18 protein-coding genes are annotated in these 17,104 nt (G+C 50.7%); 6 read left to right on the forward strand and 12 right to left on the reverse strand.

The window, feature by feature from the left end:
- Positions 1–5 precede the first annotated feature (5 nt).
- On the forward strand, positions 6–914 hold the full coding sequence (rsgA, locus tag E5987_RS03335) for a ribosome small subunit-dependent GTPase A (RefSeq protein WP_160334673.1): 909 nt from the start codon (positions 6–8) through the stop codon (positions 912–914).
- Between the two features lie 603 nt (positions 915–1,517).
- Entirely contained in the window at positions 1,518–2,036 is a 519-nt protein-coding gene (locus E5987_RS03340) for a Crp/Fnr family transcriptional regulator (RefSeq protein WP_160334674.1), read from the forward strand.
- Positions 2,037–2,194: 158 nt separating this feature from the next.
- Here the strand turns inward: E5987_RS03340 and rplS are convergent, their stop codons facing one another.
- From rplS to E5987_RS03370, 6 genes are all read right to left on the reverse strand, one after another.
- Positions 2,195–2,563 (reverse strand): 50S ribosomal protein L19, encoded by a 369-nt coding sequence (gene rplS, locus E5987_RS03345; RefSeq protein ID WP_160334675.1) that lies wholly within the window; start codon positions 2,561–2,563, stop codon positions 2,195–2,197.
- Positions 2,564–2,627: 64 nt separating this feature from the next.
- The gene (gene trmD, locus E5987_RS03350) at positions 2,628–3,386 is read right to left on the reverse strand and encodes a tRNA (guanosine(37)-N1)-methyltransferase TrmD (protein WP_160334676.1); all 759 of its coding nucleotides are present in this window, start codon (positions 3,384–3,386) and stop codon (positions 2,628–2,630) included.
- Between the two features lie 7 nt (positions 3,387–3,393).
- Positions 3,394–3,918 (reverse strand): ribosome maturation factor RimM, encoded by a 525-nt coding sequence (rimM, locus tag E5987_RS03355; RefSeq protein ID WP_160334677.1) that lies wholly within the window; start codon positions 3,916–3,918, stop codon positions 3,394–3,396.
- 15 nt (positions 3,919–3,933) lie between these two features.
- On the reverse strand, positions 3,934–4,194 hold the full coding sequence (rpsP, locus tag E5987_RS03360) for a 30S ribosomal protein S16 (RefSeq protein WP_160334678.1): 261 nt from the start codon (positions 4,192–4,194) through the stop codon (positions 3,934–3,936).
- Positions 4,195–4,383: 189 nt separating this feature from the next.
- Positions 4,384–5,313: an electron transfer flavoprotein subunit alpha/FixB family protein gene (locus E5987_RS03365; protein ID WP_160334679.1), complete on the reverse strand. Its 930-nt coding sequence runs from the start codon at positions 5,311–5,313 to the stop codon at positions 4,384–4,386.
- Between the two features lie 12 nt (positions 5,314–5,325).
- Positions 5,326–6,078 carry an electron transfer flavoprotein subunit beta/FixA family protein gene (locus E5987_RS03370; RefSeq protein ID WP_160334680.1) on the reverse strand — a complete coding sequence of 251 codons (753 nt, stop codon included), beginning with the start codon at positions 6,076–6,078 and terminating at the stop codon, positions 5,326–5,328.
- Positions 6,079–6,272: 194 nt separating this feature from the next.
- On the opposite strand from E5987_RS03370, the gene E5987_RS03375 reads away from it, so the two are divergent.
- On the forward strand, positions 6,273–7,790 hold the full coding sequence (locus tag E5987_RS03375; protein WP_160334681.1) for an FAD-dependent oxidoreductase: 1,518 nt from the start codon (positions 6,273–6,275) through the stop codon (positions 7,788–7,790).
- A gap of 67 nt (positions 7,791–7,857) precedes the next feature.
- Here the strand turns inward: E5987_RS03375 and E5987_RS03380 are convergent, their stop codons facing one another.
- The 4 genes from E5987_RS03380 to E5987_RS03395 form a co-directional block, all read right to left on the reverse strand.
- Positions 7,858–8,205, reverse strand: a complete 348-nt coding sequence (locus E5987_RS03380; RefSeq protein ID WP_160334682.1) for a DUF805 domain-containing protein — start codon at positions 8,203–8,205, stop codon at positions 7,858–7,860.
- 73 nt (positions 8,206–8,278) lie between these two features.
- Entirely contained in the window at positions 8,279–8,704 is a 426-nt protein-coding gene (locus E5987_RS03385; RefSeq protein WP_160334683.1) for a hypothetical protein, read from the reverse strand.
- An 87-nt stretch (positions 8,705–8,791) separates the two neighbouring features.
- Positions 8,792–10,462, reverse strand: coding sequence for a putative transporter (locus tag E5987_RS03390; RefSeq protein ID WP_160334684.1), 1,671 nt, complete (start codon positions 10,460–10,462; stop codon positions 8,792–8,794).
- Positions 10,463–10,559: 97 nt separating this feature from the next.
- Positions 10,560–10,970, reverse strand: coding sequence for a YqaA family protein (locus E5987_RS03395; protein ID WP_160334685.1), 411 nt, complete (start codon positions 10,968–10,970; stop codon positions 10,560–10,562).
- Positions 10,971–11,039: 69 nt separating this feature from the next.
- On the opposite strand from E5987_RS03395, the gene E5987_RS03400 reads away from it, so the two are divergent.
- The gene (locus tag E5987_RS03400; protein WP_160334686.1) at positions 11,040–11,678 is read left to right on the forward strand and encodes a hypothetical protein; all 639 of its coding nucleotides are present in this window, start codon (positions 11,040–11,042) and stop codon (positions 11,676–11,678) included.
- Positions 11,679–11,779: 101 nt separating this feature from the next.
- Positions 11,780–13,429 carry a formate--tetrahydrofolate ligase gene (locus E5987_RS03405; protein WP_160334687.1) on the forward strand — a complete coding sequence of 550 codons (1,650 nt, stop codon included), beginning with the start codon at positions 11,780–11,782 and terminating at the stop codon, positions 13,427–13,429.
- 19 nt (positions 13,430–13,448) lie between these two features.
- On the opposite strand, the gene E5987_RS03410 is transcribed toward E5987_RS03405, so the two are convergent.
- Together E5987_RS03410 and E5987_RS03415 are read right to left on the reverse strand one after the other, a co-directional pair.
- Positions 13,449–14,753 (reverse strand): MFS transporter, encoded by a 1,305-nt coding sequence (locus E5987_RS03410; RefSeq protein ID WP_160334688.1) that lies wholly within the window; start codon positions 14,751–14,753, stop codon positions 13,449–13,451.
- Between the two features lies 1 nt (position 14,754).
- A complete protein-coding gene (locus E5987_RS03415) occupies positions 14,755–15,690 on the reverse strand; it encodes a histone deacetylase family protein (protein WP_160334689.1) in 936 nt (311 codons plus the stop codon).
- Positions 15,691–15,866: 176 nt separating this feature from the next.
- On the opposite strand from E5987_RS03415, the gene mltB reads away from it, so the two are divergent.
- Positions 15,867–17,051 (forward strand): lytic murein transglycosylase B, encoded by a 1,185-nt coding sequence (mltB, locus tag E5987_RS03420; RefSeq protein WP_160334690.1) that lies wholly within the window; start codon positions 15,867–15,869, stop codon positions 17,049–17,051.
- Positions 17,052–17,104 lie beyond the last annotated feature (53 nt).

Consider the following 17,104-nt stretch of genomic DNA (forward strand, 5'->3'; position numbering starts at 1 on the left):
AGATAATGGCTGAATCTGTTCGGTTTAATGCTCGTGTGGTGTCCACCCACGGCAAACATAGTTTTGTGGAAAAAAACGACGGCACGGTACTCGAAGCCACGCGTAAAGGCAAAAAAGGCGATGTGGTGGTCGGAGATATTGCGCAGTGCCTGCAGACTTCACCGACGCAGGTTTCCGTTGAAAAGATTGAACCGAGAAAATCACTTCTTTATCGAAGCGACGATCTGCGCACGAAACCGCTGGCAGCCAACATAGATCAGGTTGCGGTCGTCTTTGCCACACGACCGAGTTACAACCCGCACTTTATTTGGAAGGCGCTCCTTGCGGCTGAAACGGCGGACATTCCGACCGTGATTATCCGCAATAAATGCGACTACATACAGGATGAAGCTGCAGTGCGCCCCTTTATCGATCAGCTTAAAGAACTCGGAGCCGAGGTTGTTGAAGTCTCCGCGACCAAAGATCCGGAAAAAACCAGGGAAATCTTAGAGCCGATCTTTAGGGATAAGATCACGCTTCTGATCGGACAGTCCGGCATGGGTAAATCCACAATCCTTAATCTTCTGATTCCGGGCGCAGCGCAGAGAACTCAGGAATACTCCGTCGCGCTCGATCTTGGCAAGCAGACGACTACCGCCGCGCGCTGGTTTAACTTCGAGGGCGGTGCGCTCGTTGACTCACCGGGGTTTCAAGAGTTCGGCCTGTCTCACCTGACACTGAACGATATTATGCGCGGCATGCCGGAAATTCGTGATCGTGTGGAACATTGCCGCTTTACGAACTGTCGTCACCTGCAGGAGCCTGGCTGCGCGGTGAAGAAGGCGGTTGAAGACGGAGAAATCGATCCCGAGCGCTACGCCTTCTATAAGGAACTCGCGGAAGAGGCGATTGCCAGAGAAAGCGGCAGATACTAAGACAGCGTTTTAACACCGTCCGACGGAATCGTCGGGCGGTATTTTTTTATCATATAACGCATTCACGTGATCTATAAACTCGTCTGACTTAGAAAAATTAGAGAGAAATCCGTTCTCGATTAAATAAGAAAATTGATTGTCAAGGATCAAACCGCCCAATAAATGTTCGTACAAATGAAATCAATTCCTGCCAAAGAGCTCAGGACAATTCTCTTCATATGCTAACCGTAATCTTTGGGAATCACTGAACCGCAGCTCTTACCATTTTGGTGCGTCACAACATTTTGGGTTTATCAATTCTTCGCTGACTAATCGCCTTAATGAGTAATTTACAATTAATTACATATATTTTTAAAGCAACTCAACTTATTTAAGTAGTAACCCGAAGTGCCTGTCAATCAAGGGATTAGAGGAAATACCTAGGTTTAAAAACCTAGAAAATCCTATAGATTTTCTTCAAAATAGCGTGTTCTAGTTATCTTGTAATTAGTGTAATCACTTGCTCATTACGGGATTTCCCGATATTATGTTCTCAACTTAGATGGAAACAAAAAAGAATTTCATCAAAGGTCGAGGTTAAAAAATTACATAGGAGTGATAAAGATGTTAAGAACACGCCGCACACCCAAAGACAGAGCTGCTTTCCCCACTGAACTCCCTACAGGACTTCATATTCCGGCCGGTGTCTCTCCTGAAGTTTATGCTTCTCATCGCGATATTCTCTCAGTACTGCTGCTTCGTTTCATGACAAGCAGACTTCGCGCCATGTACCAGGCCTATGACGGTGACCTGACACTTTGTTTGGTCCTCGGTGAAATCGCTTCGCGCAATACCGAACGTTTCTATGACGAGCGCCGCGGTTATATGCCGGCTGACGCACACGGTCAGAGACAGCTGCTTCCGTGCAACGCACTCTCTATTTCGGACGTGACCGGTATTCCTCGCGAAACCGTTCGCCGCAAACTCGCAAAACTCGTCGAACTTGGCTGGATCGAGAAGACACCCGAAGACATGTACGTCATCACCGATAAGATCGGCACCGTCTTTGCCGCATTCGATGACAGCCAGACATATGATCTGATGAAGACCAGCGAAAGAATCTCTAATGTACTGCGCAGCTAACCGAAAGACACTGCCTTACAGATTATCCAAGGCTTGAAATACTTAGACCGCCCGATCGGCGGTCTTTTTTTATCTCTTCCGGACAAAGAAAAAGCCCGGATGCGCTCCGAGCTCTTTCTCGGTCCCCCGCTTTAGGAAGGACCGCCCATATCCTAAGATTAGGCCTTGCGAACCAGTTTTTCTTTGATTCGGGCAGCCTTACCGGACAGATTGCGCAGGTAGTAAAGCTTAGCGCGGCGAACATCGCCGTGACGCTTAACTTCGATGCTGGCAATCATCGGAGAATACAGCTGGAAAGTACGTTCAACGCCTTCGCCGCTGGAAATCTTACGAACGGTGAAAGCGGAATTCAGACCGCGGTTGCGCTTAGCGATCACAACGCCTTCAAAGGCCTGTACACGCTTGCGGGAACCTTCAACAACGTTGACGTTAACAACAACGGTGTCGCCGGGGTTGATCTGCGGGAAAGTTTTGCCTTCAGAAAGACGGGCAATCTCTTCCTTTTCAAGTGTTTCAATCAAATTCATTTGTAATCTCCAATGACCATCATCATGCAGATCTTTTCGTCTTAAACTGCCGAGAGGATGGGTTTTAAACCAAGAAGTCCGAAGACTCCGAACTAAGCGTTCTCAGAACTTTCTCATCCTCTTCGGAGAGAAGATTCTTCGAGCGCGCTATTTTAACCAAATCCGGACGGTTTGTGGCGGTTGTTTGTAACGCCATTTTTCTCGTCCAGTCCTGAATATGCTTATGGTGCCCGTTGACCAGCACTTCCGGCACTTTCATCCCTCTCCACTCTTCCGGCCGCGTATAGTGCGGCGCGTCCAAAAGACCTGTGGAGAAAGATTCGTCCGAAGCCGAGAGCTCTTTAATGGCTCCGGGAAGACGCCTCACAACCGCGTCCATCAGAACCATTGCCGCTAGTTCTCCGCCGGAGAGGACATAGTCGCCGATGGAAATAATCTCGTCCACATAAGTGTCGAGAAACCGCTGATCGATGCCTTCATAACGCCCGCAGACAAGAATCATGTCCTCGTCGCTTTCCGCAAGCTCAAGCACTCGCTCATCGCAAAGCGTACGGCCAGAAGGCGCAAATGCGAACACACGTCCCCGGTTTCCGTCTGCGCGGATCGCGTCAATCGTCTGAGCTAAAGGCTCAGCCATCATGACCATGCCGGGGCCGCCCCCGAAGGGACGATCGTCGACAGTGCGGTGCGCATCATGCGTGAATTTGCGCGGATTCCATATCTTGAGCTGCCAAAGGCCAAGCTTTGCAGCCCTCGAAGTAATACCGCACTCGGCAATCAGTGCCGGCATCTGCGGAAAAAGGGTTACGACGTCAATACGCATCGGCCGATCAGCTCCAGGTGGGATCCCAGTCAAGAACAATCTTTCTGTTCTCTAAATCCGCCTCAACAAAGTAGCTGTCCACAAAGGGAATCAAAACAGAACTTCCGTCAGGCTTCTGAACATCCAAAATGTCATGAACGCCGTTGTCGATCAGACCTTTAACCACTCCGATCGTCTCGCCTGCCTTGTTCACCGCTTCACAGCCGATCAGATCCACCCAGTAGAATTCGCCTTCTTCGATCTGCGGAAAATCCTTTCGGTACATGCCGACAGCGCCTCTAAGTTCGGCAGCCTGCTCCGGAGTCTCAATCCCTTCGAGCTTGGCAATGAGACCGGCTCCGTGCACCTTGGCTTTTTCCATGCGAATAGGACGCACACCGCCCTCCCGATCACAGATTAACCAGTTTTCGGAGGACAGAAGCGCCTGAGTGTCCTGAAAAGGCTGAACGCGAACCCAGCCCTTCAAGCCGTAAGCACCATGCAAAACGCCGAGCAGTATAGGCTCGGCGCTGAAATTCTTTTCGTTTGTCACAAACGGTGAGGAAAATTAGGCAGCGGGAGCGGCTGTCTTTTTGAATTCCTTGTAAAGACGGGCAACTGTGTCGCTCATCTTTGCGCCGTTAGCAACCCAAGCGTTGAGGCTGGCTTCGTTGATAGAGAGACGCTGAGCAGCGCCGCTGGCCATCGGGTTGTAGAAACCGATGCGTTCATTGAAACGTCCGTCACGGGGATTGCGGGAGTCGGTCGCGACGATGTTAAAGAAGGGGCGCTTCTTGGAGCCGCCACGAGCCAGACGAATAACGACCATAGTTAAATTACCTCTATAGAAATATATTTTAAAAATGAAAATAGTAGGCGCTATAACGCCTGAAAACACGTGATTCTATCCCATTTTTCCTAATTAAACAATCCACAAGCGATAATTTGTTGCCGAATTGTTACGGAAAAGCGGAAAGCGAAAGAACGCGGCACGCCGCGTCCTTTCCCGGATCACAAATTAAAGCTTCTGTTCCAATTCGCGGACTGTCGCCATGGCGTCAGCCACCAATCCGTAATCAGCTACTTCGAAGATCGGCGCTTCCGGATCCTTGTTGACCGCAACAATGACTTTGGCGTCTTTAATGCCGGCAATGTGCTGGATCGCGCCTGAAATACCGAAACCGATATAAAGGTTCGGCGCAATGATCTTGCCGGTCTGACCGATCTGCCAATCATTGGGCGCAATGCCCGCGTCCACAACCGCGCGCGTTGTGCCGACCGCTGCGCCAAGCTTATCGGCTAAGCGGCCCATTTCTGCGAACTCCGCCTCATCGACCAAGCCTCTGCCGCCCGCAAGCACAATCTTCGCGCTCTGCAGATCGGGACGATCATTCTTAACCTGCTCTTTACGGACGAAAGTCACTTTGATCACAGGAGAAATCGGAACCACACGCTCAATCTGCACTGAAGTTTCACCCTTCTCTGCCGGATCAAAAGCGGTCGCGCGGACAGTAAGAACGACTTTTTCGTCAAGCGTACGAACGGTCTCGATCACGGAGCCTGCGTAGATCGGATGCTTAAACGTTTTGCCGTCAACCACATCGGTCACTTCAGAAATCTGTGCGACATCGAGTTTTGCCGCGACGCGCGGCGCAGCGGCTTTGCCGCTCGGATTGGCGATAAAGAGAATATGGGAATATTCCGAGCTGACTTCTAATACAGAGGCGCTCATGTTTTCTGGAAGTTCTTCGGCAAAATAAGGCGCTTCCGTCAGAAGAACGCGTCTGATGCCTTTAATAGAGCTCGCCTCTTCAAGCACTTTAGACCCGTCCTGTGCCGCGATAAACACATCGATATCTCCGCCGATTTTCTGAGCGGCGGTCACAAGCGAGTAAACCGCAGGATTCAGAGCGACCTGATTGTGATCAGCAATAATTAATACAGACATTGTTTTCGCTCCTTAAAGTACCTTAGCCTCGTTCTTGAGTTTGTCGATCAGTTCATCGACACTGGCAACACGCTGTCCGACTTTTCTTGCGGCAGGAGCCTCATAGCCGACAACTTCAGTGTGCGCACGAAGCTGTACGCCGAGCGAAGCCGCTTCAATGACTTCCTGCGGCTTGCGCTTTGCCTTCATCATCATCGGCAGCGTCACATAACGCGGTGCGTTCAGACGCAGATCCGCGGTCACCACCGCGGGCAGCGTCAGTTCGACGATCTCAAAACCTCCGTCTACTTCACGGGTAACGACAAGGCGGCCTTCTTTCATTTCCGCGCCAGATGCATGCGTACCCTGCGGGTAGCCGCAAAGCGCGGCAACCATCTGACCGACCTGATTCGCATCGTCATCCACGGCCTGCTTGCCGCAGATAATCAAATCAGGAGTCGACTGATTCACATAAGCGGCCAGAATCTTGGCCACATTCAGCGGCTCAAGCTCGTAGGCCTGAGATGTCTGCAAAAGGACTGCTTTGTCGGCGCCCATGGCAAGCGCGACACGAAGCGTTTCTGCGCACTGCGCTTCACCGACGGAGACCGCGATAACTTCATGCGCAATGCCTTTTTCTTTCATCTGAACCGCCTGTTCCAAGGCGATCTCATCAAACGGGTTCATGGATTTCTTGAGCGAACTCACATCAAGCGTGCCGTCCGCACCGAGTTTGACTTTAATGTTCGCATCCACGACCCGTTTTACCGGGACAAGAATCTTCATTTTCTCTTTCTCTGTGCTTTAAGTAACAATACAGGGGATTATAGCCACCGAGGCTTCAAGGATTTCACGCAAAAAACGCTTTTTTTACTCTTACTCGGGAATTTCACGCTGTTCAAATGTGTTAACTGCTTAACGGGGTACGTTTCGCTGATTTGCTAGCATTTTCATAACCTTACAAAGACCAGGAGAATAAGATGTCTCAAATCAAAATTTCCGGATTATGCGCTGCTGTCGTCTTATGTTTCGGCAGTCATTCTTTCGCAGCGGACCAGAATCTGAACACTGACCTTATCGTCGTCGGTGCGGGTTCCGCCGGACTTTCCGCTGCCGTTCAGGGCGCTGAACTCGGTAAAAAAGTGATTCTGCTTGAAAAGAATCCGTATGTCGGCGGCAATTCCCAACACGCCGAAGGCCTTTTTGCCGTGGATTCCGAATGGAACCGTCTTAGAGGCGATCCGCTCACACGTCAGGAAGCCTATCGTCAGTTCATCGAACGCCAAAACCACCTCGTAGACCCGTATAAAAACAAGGATTTCGTTGAAGGGTCCGCTGAAAACATCGAATGGCTCTCCAAGCACGGCATTGAGTTTGAAGTCATTCGCGAAACACCGCTCAAGGACAACACCTGGCACATCATTAAGAACTACAAAGGTGTTAACCACGGTGCCGGTCTTATCAAGGGCATGAAAGATGCCGCCGATAAACTCGGTGTGCAGACCATGCTTGCCACACCTGCCGTCGATCTGATTAAGAAAGACGACAAAGTCGTTGGCGTTATCGCTAAAGACAACAAGGGCAACACTTATCACATTTCCGGCAAAGCGGTCATTCTCGCTTCCGGAAGCTTTGGCGACGATCCGAAGAAAGTTGCCGAATGGGGTCACAGAGACCCTGAAGCATGGAAGAGCTCCGTGCCTATCAACAAGACCGGTGACGGCATTGTCATGGCGATGAAAGCCGGTGCGGAAAGAGGTCCCGTCAGCTTTATCGGTCATCTCGGCACCGAGGGCAAAGGCATCAAGTTCCTCAGCAACCTTTACGGAACATCCTGGCAGCCCTTTAACCTTTGGGTTAATCGTGACGGTCTGCGCTTTACGGATGAATCCCAGTGCAACGCCTTCAGTGAAGCAGCTAACGCGATCTACGCTCAGCCGGGTCACTATGGCTGGTGTATCTTTGACGAAAATACCGTCAAGTACTTAATGGAAAAAGGCGCCTCTTCCGGCATCGGTGTTTTAGTTCCGATCGGAACGAAATACGCCAACCTGCAGAAGGACATCGACGAAGCTCTGGCAGCTGACTCGGACGGATTCAAGAGCGCCTCTACCGTCGCAGGGCTCGCTAAAGCCATCAATGTCCCTGCCGCAGCACTGGAAAAGACGGTTGCCGAATACAACAAGAACTGCGAACTGCAGAGCGATCCGATGTTCCTGAAAGATCGCCGCTACTTAGTTCCGATTGAAGGCAAGAAACTCTATGCGCTGAAACTGAAATCCTACTTCTTCAGCGCCTACGGCGGTCTGATCACCAATCGGGATCATCAGGTCCTCGATAAAGACTCTCGTCCGATCAAAGGTCTTTACGCCGCAGGTCTTGAAGTATCCAACATGGTCGGCCCGACCTACCCGGACTTCTTCTCCGGCCACGCTTTCGGCTTTGCTTCCTACTCCGGACGCCATGCCGCTATCAACGCTGTTAAAGAAATGAAATAAGTTCTCCTAAGAGCGATAAGCCCGCAGCTCATTTAATGATCTGCGGGTTTATTTTTCATTTATCGGTCTAATCGGGATACTTCGAGCCTTTGAAGAGCAGCAGCAAACCGTAGATGAATCCGACAATAGGAATGATGAACAGCACGACCGACCAAGGCGAGTACTGTATGTCTCGGCAGCGCTTAATACAGGCAAAGAGCTGAAGCACTAAAACAATGACCGGAAACCAGCCGATCGCTTTGACATTGACTGTACCCGCTGAAGCGTTATAGACCGAAGAAAAATCAACGAACCAGGACGAGATAAAGCACAGAACCAGCATCGTCAGAAAAAACGACAGTCTGTGTATTCTTCCGTCCGGCAAAAACGGATTGTTATTGACTCTCGGCACTGCCAAATTAAACTGCTGCGACATATTTTCACCTCTGCTTTCGTTTTCAAAGACTGTAGCCCGAAAGGATTGCAAAGGCTGTGAAATAACCTCCAAACTAGGCAGGTTTCGTCAAAAAAATAAACCCGAAGATCGGCAATTGATCTGCGGGCTGATTGGTCTCTGCCGGTTTAATTCGGATAGCGGGGACCTTTAAACAGCAGAATAAGACTGTAAACAAAACCGACGAGCGGAATAAACAGAAGAAGTACGCACCACGGAGAGCTTTTAATACATCTCTGCAGCGTTTGATGCAGGCAAAGATCTGAAGAAGCACGGTACCGAGAGATGCACTAACGGCTGTTTCAAAGACCATAGCGTCCTCTGAAACGACACCCGCCTCAGTCACACCGTAAAAACAACTCGCAATCAGGCTCAGCACCAGCGTCGTCAGAAAAAACGACATTTTGTGAATTCGTCCCTCCGGTAAAAACGGATTGTTATTGACTTTAGGAATGGATTCCTGCTCAAACTGTTCTGACATTTTTTCCTTCGTTCAATTTTTAGAAAACACAAACCGGCAGGAAGTCAATCTTCAAAGACCTGCCGGTTCACGGATCAGCACACTGATTTAAGCGGCCCAAAGAATCATCAGGAGCACCTGACCGGAAATAATTCGCAGGAACATCGCAAGCGGATAGACCGTTGAATAAGAAATCAGCGCGATACTGCGTTCCGAAAGACTCGAAGCAAAGCCAAGCAGTGATGTGTTGGTGGTGCAGCCCGCAAGGAAACCTGCGATGGAATGGAAGTTCATATTCATCTTGGTGCGTGCGATAAAGCCCGCGATCGCAAGCGGAATCACGGTAATCGGAATTCCCAAAAGCACGTACAGATAGCCGCTTCCGTTGATAAAGGCTTCAAAGAAGGGTTTGCCGGAAGCCAAGCCGACGCTCGCCAAAAAGAATGTCTGCCCCCACTGCCTCAGCATCAGATTCGCCGAATGCGTAGTATAAGTCACCAGATGGAACCTCGGACCGTAATAGCCTAAGAGAATCGCGGCGATGAGCGGGCCTCCCGCCAAACCAAGCTTGATCGTCACCGGTATGTACGGAAATGCGATCGGAACAGACCCGAGAAGCACCCCAAAGGCGATCGCCGCAAAGATAGCGATGACATTGGGTTTTTCCAACTGCTTCTCACGATTGCCGACAAGCGCGGCCAAACGACTGATCGCGTTTGCCGGACCGACGCAGATCAGCGTATCTCCGAGCTGCAGACGAAGCGAGTTGTAGGGGAAGAACGTAACGCCTGCGCGAGCGACACGCGTGATATTGACACCGTCAAAACGACTTAAATGCAAATCTTCAATTTGAACACCCTGCATATTCGGTTCCGTCACACGAATGCGCTCGTTTTTGATCGGAGAATGCGCAGTGGCCAAATCCACCTCTTTATCTTCCTCACCGCAGAAAGCACAGACCGCGGTTTTGTGCTCCGCGTTGGAAACAATGCGCAGGCGGTCTCCGACATAAATCAGACTGTCCGCGGTCGGACTGGTGATTGTTCCGTCATGGAGCACTCGGGAACAAATAAAGGGACGTCCGATAATGGCACGGATTTCGCGAAGCGTAATGCCGCTTAAAGCCTTGTTGTTTGCCTTGACATGATAAAAAATCGGGGCGCGGTTCATATTCTGCTGCGCTAAATCCCATTTCTTGTCTTCTTCTGCAAGATCAACATTGAAGAATCGTTTAAGACCCATGATGACCGCCATGGTCGAAAGGATCGCAAACGGATAAGCGCAGGCATATCCGACCGTAATATCGATCTTCGAACCCAAAGACTGCAGGGCTTCCTGCGTCGCGCCGAGACCGGGCGTGCTTGTGACCGCACCGAACATGATGCCGAGCATCTCGGGAAGAGAGACTGCGGGTGCGCAGAGAAAATAAAGAATGACAGTGACCGCTAAGCTCAAACCGACCGCAAGCACCATCAGACCGACGAGTCCCGCGCCGCTGCTCTTAAATGTCGCAAAAAATGACGGCCCAACCTGCAGACCGATAAAGAACACAAACAGAATCAGGCCGAAATTTCTGAAGAAGCCCAGCATAGAGGCATCCACTTCGATGCCAAGCCAGCTCATAATCAGACCGACAAAAAGAACACAGGTCGCGCCGAACGACAACCCGAAAAACTTTAATTTGCCAAGATAAAGACCAAGCGATATCGCAATACTAAAGGCAAGAATACCGTGCGAAAAAGAACCCGATTCGAATAAAAGCGAGCTGAGCCAATTCATTCTTAATATTTGATTTGGAATTTGAGATTGACATCAGATATTAAGCATTAATTAGCGAGGAAAAGAAAATCAAAAAAGGAATAACCCTTAGTCCCGCTTACCCTAATATACCAAGCGTTACGGCCGCGAGAACCCAATACCGAGCCGCTTTGCCGATGAGAATGAGAACGACGGACAGACAGAAATTCACTCTCAGCCAGCCTGCGGCCAAACAAAAGCCGTCCCCCACGATCGGAACCCATGAGAAAAGCAGTGTGATCGGCCCCCACTTTTTAAAGAGTCCTAACGATCTCTCGTCCTGTTTTTTATTGGGAATAAGCCGCCCGATCCCGTAAGTGACAATCGCTCCGAACGTATTGCCGATCGTTGCGGTCAGCACCAGTGAAAAGAGCTTGTCCGAGTATTCTGTCATGCCGTAAACGACGAGCGCTTCGCTGCCTCCGGGCAGCAAAGTCGAAGAAACAAAGGCGCTGCAAAAGAGCGACCATAAGAAGGTCGTATACGACAACAGGAAATCCTCTCAAAGATAGTGTAAATTTAAGGCTCTTCAAAACTCAATATACAAGAGCATTGGTTCATGGCGAAGAAAAGTGATCTTAAAACTAAAATTGACGGTCTGAACAGGGCCTTTCAGTTCTATTACAAAGCCAACAACAATACGCTCAGAAAAGCCTCAGACTTTTACCTGCCGTTTATTTTCGGAAGAAAAAAACGCATGGCTGAATTTAATGCTCAGTACATTCCGCTCAGCGTCGCGATGTTCCTGGAAGGTGTTCGCAACACCACCGCTAAAATGGAAGGAGCGCCCGACGTCGAACTGATTGAGGCACTGAAAGAAAAACTTCTGCCTAAAGTCTATAAAGATGACTTTGATAAATACTGGAACGTCATAGAGAGCGAGCTTGAAATTAATCCTGAAGAGCCTAAAGCTATCTCGGTTGCGCTCACCAACCTCTTCATGTTCCAAATTTTCGGACCGGGTTCAAGCGATCCGAATCCGTACAACCAAAGTTCGGACCGTCATCAAGTCGCTATCGAATTTCAGCTCGGAAAGATTCTCTATCAGTATGCGCGCAGCTCCCGAGTTGTGCTCGAAAAAATCAAGGATCCGAACTACAACGCTGCTGTGATCCCGACCGCCGCCGAAACAGCGGCCGCTGAGGCCGAAAAGCCGAAAGATGCGCCCGAAAACGCTGAGGAGAAATCCGTGAAATAACTGATTAAAGAGGTCTGAATGTTTTCAGGCCTTTTTGTTTTACCGTTTAACCGCTTTTGAATGTTTAAAATTTCGCTAACCCACTTGACTCAAGGACAGACATGCTGACTGATATCGAAATCGCGCAACAAACCACGCTTATCCCGATCGACAAGCTCGCCCATGAATACGGTCTTAAAGACGATCAATTCATCCCTTACGGCCGTGACAAGGCAAAAGTCGCCATTGACACCTCCAAGGCCAAAGGCAAGCTCATCCTCGTGACTGCGACTTCCGGTATGCCTGCGGGCTCCGGCAAGACAACCACCTCCATCGCGCTTGCTCAGGCCTTTAAGAAACTCGGAGAAAAAGCCTGCCTTGCGCTCAGAGAACCCTCTCTCGGACCATCCTTCGGTATGAAGGGCGGTGCCGCAGGCGGCGGATACTCTCAGGTTGTCCCGATGGAATCCATCAATCTGCACTTCACCGGCGACTTCCACGCCATTACCGCCGCGAACAACCTCTTGGCCGCATTAATTGACAATGCCCGTCATCAGGGACAGGCCGATCTCAAAGAAATTTCCTGGAGACGCGTTCTGGACGTCAATGACCGTATGCTTAGGAATATCGTCACAGGTCTTGGCGGCTCCGCTAACGGTATCCCGACGGAAACCGGTTTTGACATTACAGCTGCTTCCGAACTGATGGCGATTATCTGTCTTGCCGACGGGGAAGAAGATCTGCGTGTCAGACTTGACCGTCTCGTTGTCGGCTACAAGAGAGACGGCTCGGCATACACCTGCAAAGAACTCGGCGCCACAGGCGCTCTGATGGCGCTTCTCAAAGACGCCATGCTGCCGAACCTCGTTCAGTCGATTGAAGGCGTTCCCGCTTTTGTTCACGGCGGCCCGTTTGCCAACATCGCGCACGGCTGCAACTCGGTTGCCGCCACCCGCGCCGCTATGACCATCGCTGACTATGCGATCACGGAAGCAGGCTTCGGCAGCGACCTCGGCGCAGAAAAGTTCTATGACATCAAATGCCGTATGAACAACCTGCACCCGGACGCCACCGTGCTCGTCACATCGCTCCGCGCCCTCAAGTGGCACGGCGGTGTCGCCCTTCCTGAAATCGGCAAAGACAACATGGACGCTCTGATCAACGGACTGCCCAACCTGAAAGCGCATATCTGCAACCTGAAACGCTTCGGTCAGCAGGTTGTCGTTTCTCTCAATCATTTTGCCAATGACAATGAAGAGGAAATCGACGTTGTTCGTAAAGAGTGTCTCGCTCAGGGCGCCCGCTTCGCGGTTTCCGACGGCTTTGCCAAAGGCGGCGAAGGCGCTGTTGACGTCGCCAAAGAAGTGATGGCTGCGGTCAAAGAAGGCTCAGGCCCCCTCAATTTCGCCTACGGTCTCGATGAATCGATCGAAGAAAAGATTCAGGACATCAATACCAAGGTTTACGGCGGTAAAGATGTTTCCTACTCTTCAGCTGCGCTCAAAGACATCGCGAAGATCAAAGCACTGAATATGGGCTTTGAGAAGCTTCCGATCTGTATCGCGAAGACTCCTTTCTCTATGTCTCACGATCCTGATCTGAAGGGCGCTCCGCAGGGCTTTACGCTTCCGGTTCAGCGCGTCATTCTGAACGCCGGCGCGGGCTTCCTCGTTGTCACCACCGGCGCCATCATGAGAATGCCCGGACTTCCGAAGAAACCGGCCGCTTACTCAATCGACGTTGTTGACGGCAAAATCACAGGTCTCAGCTAATTCCTTCTAAATAGGCCGATCAAAGCTCCGAACTAATGTTCGGGGCTTTTTTTGGCAGCCTGACCATGCGAAGCACGATAAGACCGAAGACAAAATAAAGCGTGGTCACCAAAATCGCGGTACGCTGATCCCCGTTTGTAAGCCAGGTCACGAGACCGTATGTAATCGGTCCGAGGATATTGGCGCCCCACACCGCGATGTTCCAAACAGAGTAAAACTTCGCAAGCTGTCCTTCAGGCGCAAAGACCGCGACAGTTGCCCTGCCCGCCGCCTGGCTCGAACCCATGGCTATTCCGGCCAAATTCGCAGCAAACCAGAAAGAAGCGGCAGAAGTCGAAAACGCCGCAGTCACACCCATGACAATCCATAGGAAAATGGTCAGCGCAAGCGTTTTGCGATGCCCGATCCGATCCTGTACATAACCGAAAAAGAATGCGCCGACTGCAGCTGTGATGTTGACAACAAGAATCAGTGTAATCGTCTGAGCGGTCGTGAACTTCATCACCAGTTCCGCATAAACCGCTGACAGTGTCACAACCACGGCAATACCTGCCTGATACAAAAGTCCGCAGAGACAGAACTTCAGAAATTCCGGACTTTCTTTAAGCACCGCAAAACTGCTTCGCTCCTTCGCCCATAAATTCTTTACAGTCTTCTCAAATGAAAGACCGGAAGGTTTGGAGCGCTCCTTAACGCACAGCAGCATCGGAAGCGATACCGCCATAAAAATAGCCGCCGTGGAAAGCATGCAGAGCGGAACATAATCCTCTGCGCTTTTACCGCTGTCCTGTGCGGCAAAAACAATCATGAGGCAGACGCCGAGACTGAGGATACCGCCTAAGTAGCCAAATCCCCATCCCCAGCCGGACACTTTTCCGAACGCTTCCGGTTTTGCGAGTTCGGAAAGAAATGCGGAATTCAGCGACACTCCTGCGTTAAAAGCGGTATTCGAAAGCACAATCAGCAGAACCGCCAGCGCGAGCGAACCCGTGTGCGTGAAATAAAGCGCTGCGGTACAGATCACACAGATCAAAGTCATAACCGTGAGCCAGAAGCGCTTATTTGCCGAAGCGTCCGCTGCAGAGCTGACTATTGGTATGACAAGTATGGAGAAAATATTTGAAAGCGTAATCGTAAGCGTCCAGGCAAGTGTTGCCCATACCGCGTTTTCGGCCACTACAGAAACAAAATACGCGTTATAGACGGCTGTAAGCACAACCGTGGTATAGCCGGAATTGGCAAAATCATAGGAAGCCCAAGCGAGCACCTCCGAGCGGGAGACACCGTCCCGCAGGTAGCTGTGCTTTTGTTTTTGGGCTGTCAATTTATTTTTCCGTCGATGCAATCTGCATAATGAAGGCCGCGCAGCTTCGCGCCAAAGACGAAATGTTGTAGCCGCCTTCCAGAACTGCGGCAATTCCGCGGCATTCGGGAATTTCTTCCAATATCCAGGAGAAGCGCCGCCCTAAGAACGCGTAATCACGCTCCACCATTAAAAGCTGCGCCTGATCTTCTTCGCGATGCGCGTCAAACCCGGCTGACACAATCAGCAGCTCCGGTTTGTATTCCAGAAGTTTCGGCACCCAGACTTCATCCATGGTTCTTCTGAGCGCGATCCCTTCCGTTCCCTCCGGGAAAGGTGAATAAATCGCGTTCGGCGGCGCGTGATGAATATGCGCATACGGGAAAAGTGCCTGCTGGAACCCGTCAAGAATCAGAACGTCTTCTCTTCCGCCGAGAATATTGCAGGTACCGTCCGCGTGATGGACATCGAAGTCAGCAATCGCAACGCGCTTAAGTCCGTACTGACCGATCGCATGCAGTGCGGCGACGGCCGCATTGTTTAAAAAGCAGAATCCGCCCGAATGGTCTCTGTGCGCGTGGTGTCCCGGAGGACGCACTGCGCAGAAGGCCTTTTTAAAGTCGCCTCTGCAAATATCATCGACTGCCGCGCATGCCGCGCCTGCCGCATGCTGCGCCGCCTCCCATGTAAAAGGATTCATGGAAGTATCGACGTTCACCTGCGCAAGTCCCTCCTTAGGAGACTTGTTTGAGAGAAATCTGATGTAATCCTCGTCGTGCGCGGCCAAAAGATCCGTCAGTGCTGCAACAGGCGCCTGCTTCTGCTCAAGCAGGGTCAGCGCGCCGCTCGCAAAAAGCAGCTCGTTGATCTTTTCCAGTCTCACCGGGCTTTCCGGATTGGTCAGCCCCATCCGATGCTTCAGAAAAGAGTCGTGCGTGTAGAGAACAGTATCTGACATAAAGTTTTACTTGGTCTTTTGCTCCATTTTAATGGTCATACAGTCCGATATGGAAATTTCTTGTTCCATAAACATGCGATATCTGAAAGAAGCATTTCGGTATGTAACCAATAGGCTGCGGCAAACGCCGCAGCCGCTCTTTTTGGGGTAACCTTAGGAAATTGACGGAGGACTTTATGTACAGACGACCTTTCATTCTTGCAGGCATAGCGGGTATGTCCGTTTTTTCCAGCTTGTCTCTCGCACAGTCTATGTCTTCTACAGCTGCTGAAAAAAGGATGCTGTACAGCCAGCGGCCTGAAGTCAAGAAGTTCATTAAAGACGTTTCTGCCCGACGAGGCCTTGATGAAGAATGGGTTGCCGCGGTCTTGGATCAGGCAACCTATCAGCCCAAGATCGAGCGGCTGATGACACCGAAACCCGCGCCTAAAAACACTAAGGACTCCCGTAAGGACTGGGAAAAATACAGGAATATCTTCCTCGGTCAGCACCGTCTGAATCTCGGAATGAAATTCTGGCAGGACAACAAGCAGTACCTGGATAAGGCTCAGGAAATCTACCACGTCGACCCGGCCGTCATCATCGGCATTATCGGTGTTGAAACCCGCTACGGCGAAAATACCGGTTCCTGGAAAGTGCTTGACTCTTTGGTCACGTTAAGTTTTGACTATAAGAGACGCGCGGACTTCTTCAAAAAAGAACTGGAAGAATTTCTGGTCATTCTGCACAAAAATGACTTAAAACCCTTTGAGGTTGAAGGCTCTTACGCAGGCGCAGTCGGTCTGCCCCAATTCATGCCGAGCTCTATTAAACGCTTCGGCGTGGACTTTGACGGAGACGGCAAGATTGATATCAACCATTCCACTGCTGACACGATCGGCTCCATCGCCAACTACCTGAGTAAACACGGCTGGGTTGAAGGTCTGCCCATGGTGATTGAAGCGGACATTACGGATGAGCAGGCCGCAAAATTCGGAGGCGGCACAAATCCTCGCTTTAAATGGTCCTCGCTTCTCAAGAGCGGTGTTAAGCCCTTGGATAAAACCGCGCATTATCCGGCTGATATGCCCGTCTTTATCGTCGACTTCCCCTATTACATTCCGGGTTCTCTCGATTACACCAAACTTTATCGAATCGGCACAAAGAATTTCACATCGGTACTGCGCTACAACAGCAGCTATTTTTATGCAGGCGCTGTTCTGGAACTCGGAACGGCGATTGCCGAACTGATGGACTACCCGGGGCTGATTGACGGCGAGAAGCTGCTTCCGCCTCATTTAAAACCGGCAGCCTCGCCGAATCCTTCAGATGGAATCAAAGAAACGGTTACGCCGCTGAATCCGCCTAAGACGGCCGGTTAACAGGAAAGCCTCGAATCTTTTGCAGATTACGAGGCTTTTTCTTTGGCTAAGCA

The sequence above is a fragment of the Parasutterella muris genome (assembly GCF_009767915.1).
GTDB classification, from domain to species: Bacteria; Pseudomonadota; Gammaproteobacteria; order Burkholderiales; family Burkholderiaceae_F; genus Parasutterella; species Parasutterella muris.

Coding starts and splice junctions, on each gene's coding strand:
- rsgA (WP_160334673.1), top strand. CDS start 6: ATGGCTGAATCTGTTCGGTTTAATGCTCGTGTGGTGTCCACCCACGGC.
- E5987_RS03340 (WP_160334674.1), top strand. CDS start 1,518: ATGTTAAGAACACGCCGCACACCCAAAGACAGAGCTGCTTTCCCCACT.
- rplS (WP_160334675.1), bottom strand. CDS start 2,563: ATGAATTTGATTGAAACACTTGAAAAGGAAGAGATTGCCCGTCTTTCT.
- trmD (WP_160334676.1), bottom strand. CDS start 3,386: ATGCGTATTGACGTCGTAACCCTTTTTCCGCAGATGCCGGCACTGATT.
- rpsP (WP_160334678.1), bottom strand. CDS start 4,194: ATGGTCGTTATTCGTCTGGCTCGTGGCGGCTCCAAGAAGCGCCCCTTC.
- E5987_RS03365 (WP_160334679.1), bottom strand. CDS start 5,313: ATGTCTGTATTAATTATTGCTGATCACAATCAGGTCGCTCTGAATCCT.
- E5987_RS03370 (WP_160334680.1), bottom strand. CDS start 6,078: ATGAAGATTCTTGTCCCGGTAAAACGGGTCGTGGATGCGAACATTAAA.
- E5987_RS03375 (WP_160334681.1), top strand. CDS start 6,273: ATGTCTCAAATCAAAATTTCCGGATTATGCGCTGCTGTCGTCTTATGT.
- E5987_RS03380 (WP_160334682.1), bottom strand. CDS start 8,205: ATGTCGCAGCAGTTTAATTTGGCAGTGCCGAGAGTCAATAACAATCCG.
- E5987_RS03385 (WP_160334683.1), bottom strand. CDS start 8,704: ATGTCAGAACAGTTTGAGCAGGAATCCATTCCTAAAGTCAATAACAAT.
- E5987_RS03390 (WP_160334684.1), bottom strand. CDS start 10,462: ATGAATTGGCTCAGCTCGCTTTTATTCGAATCGGGTTCTTTTTCGCAC.
- E5987_RS03400 (WP_160334686.1), top strand. CDS start 11,040: ATGGCGAAGAAAAGTGATCTTAAAACTAAAATTGACGGTCTGAACAGG.
- E5987_RS03405 (WP_160334687.1), top strand. CDS start 11,780: ATGCTGACTGATATCGAAATCGCGCAACAAACCACGCTTATCCCGATC.
- E5987_RS03415 (WP_160334689.1), bottom strand. CDS start 15,690: ATGTCAGATACTGTTCTCTACACGCACGACTCTTTTCTGAAGCATCGG.
- mltB (WP_160334690.1), top strand. CDS start 15,867: ATGTACAGACGACCTTTCATTCTTGCAGGCATAGCGGGTATGTCCGTT.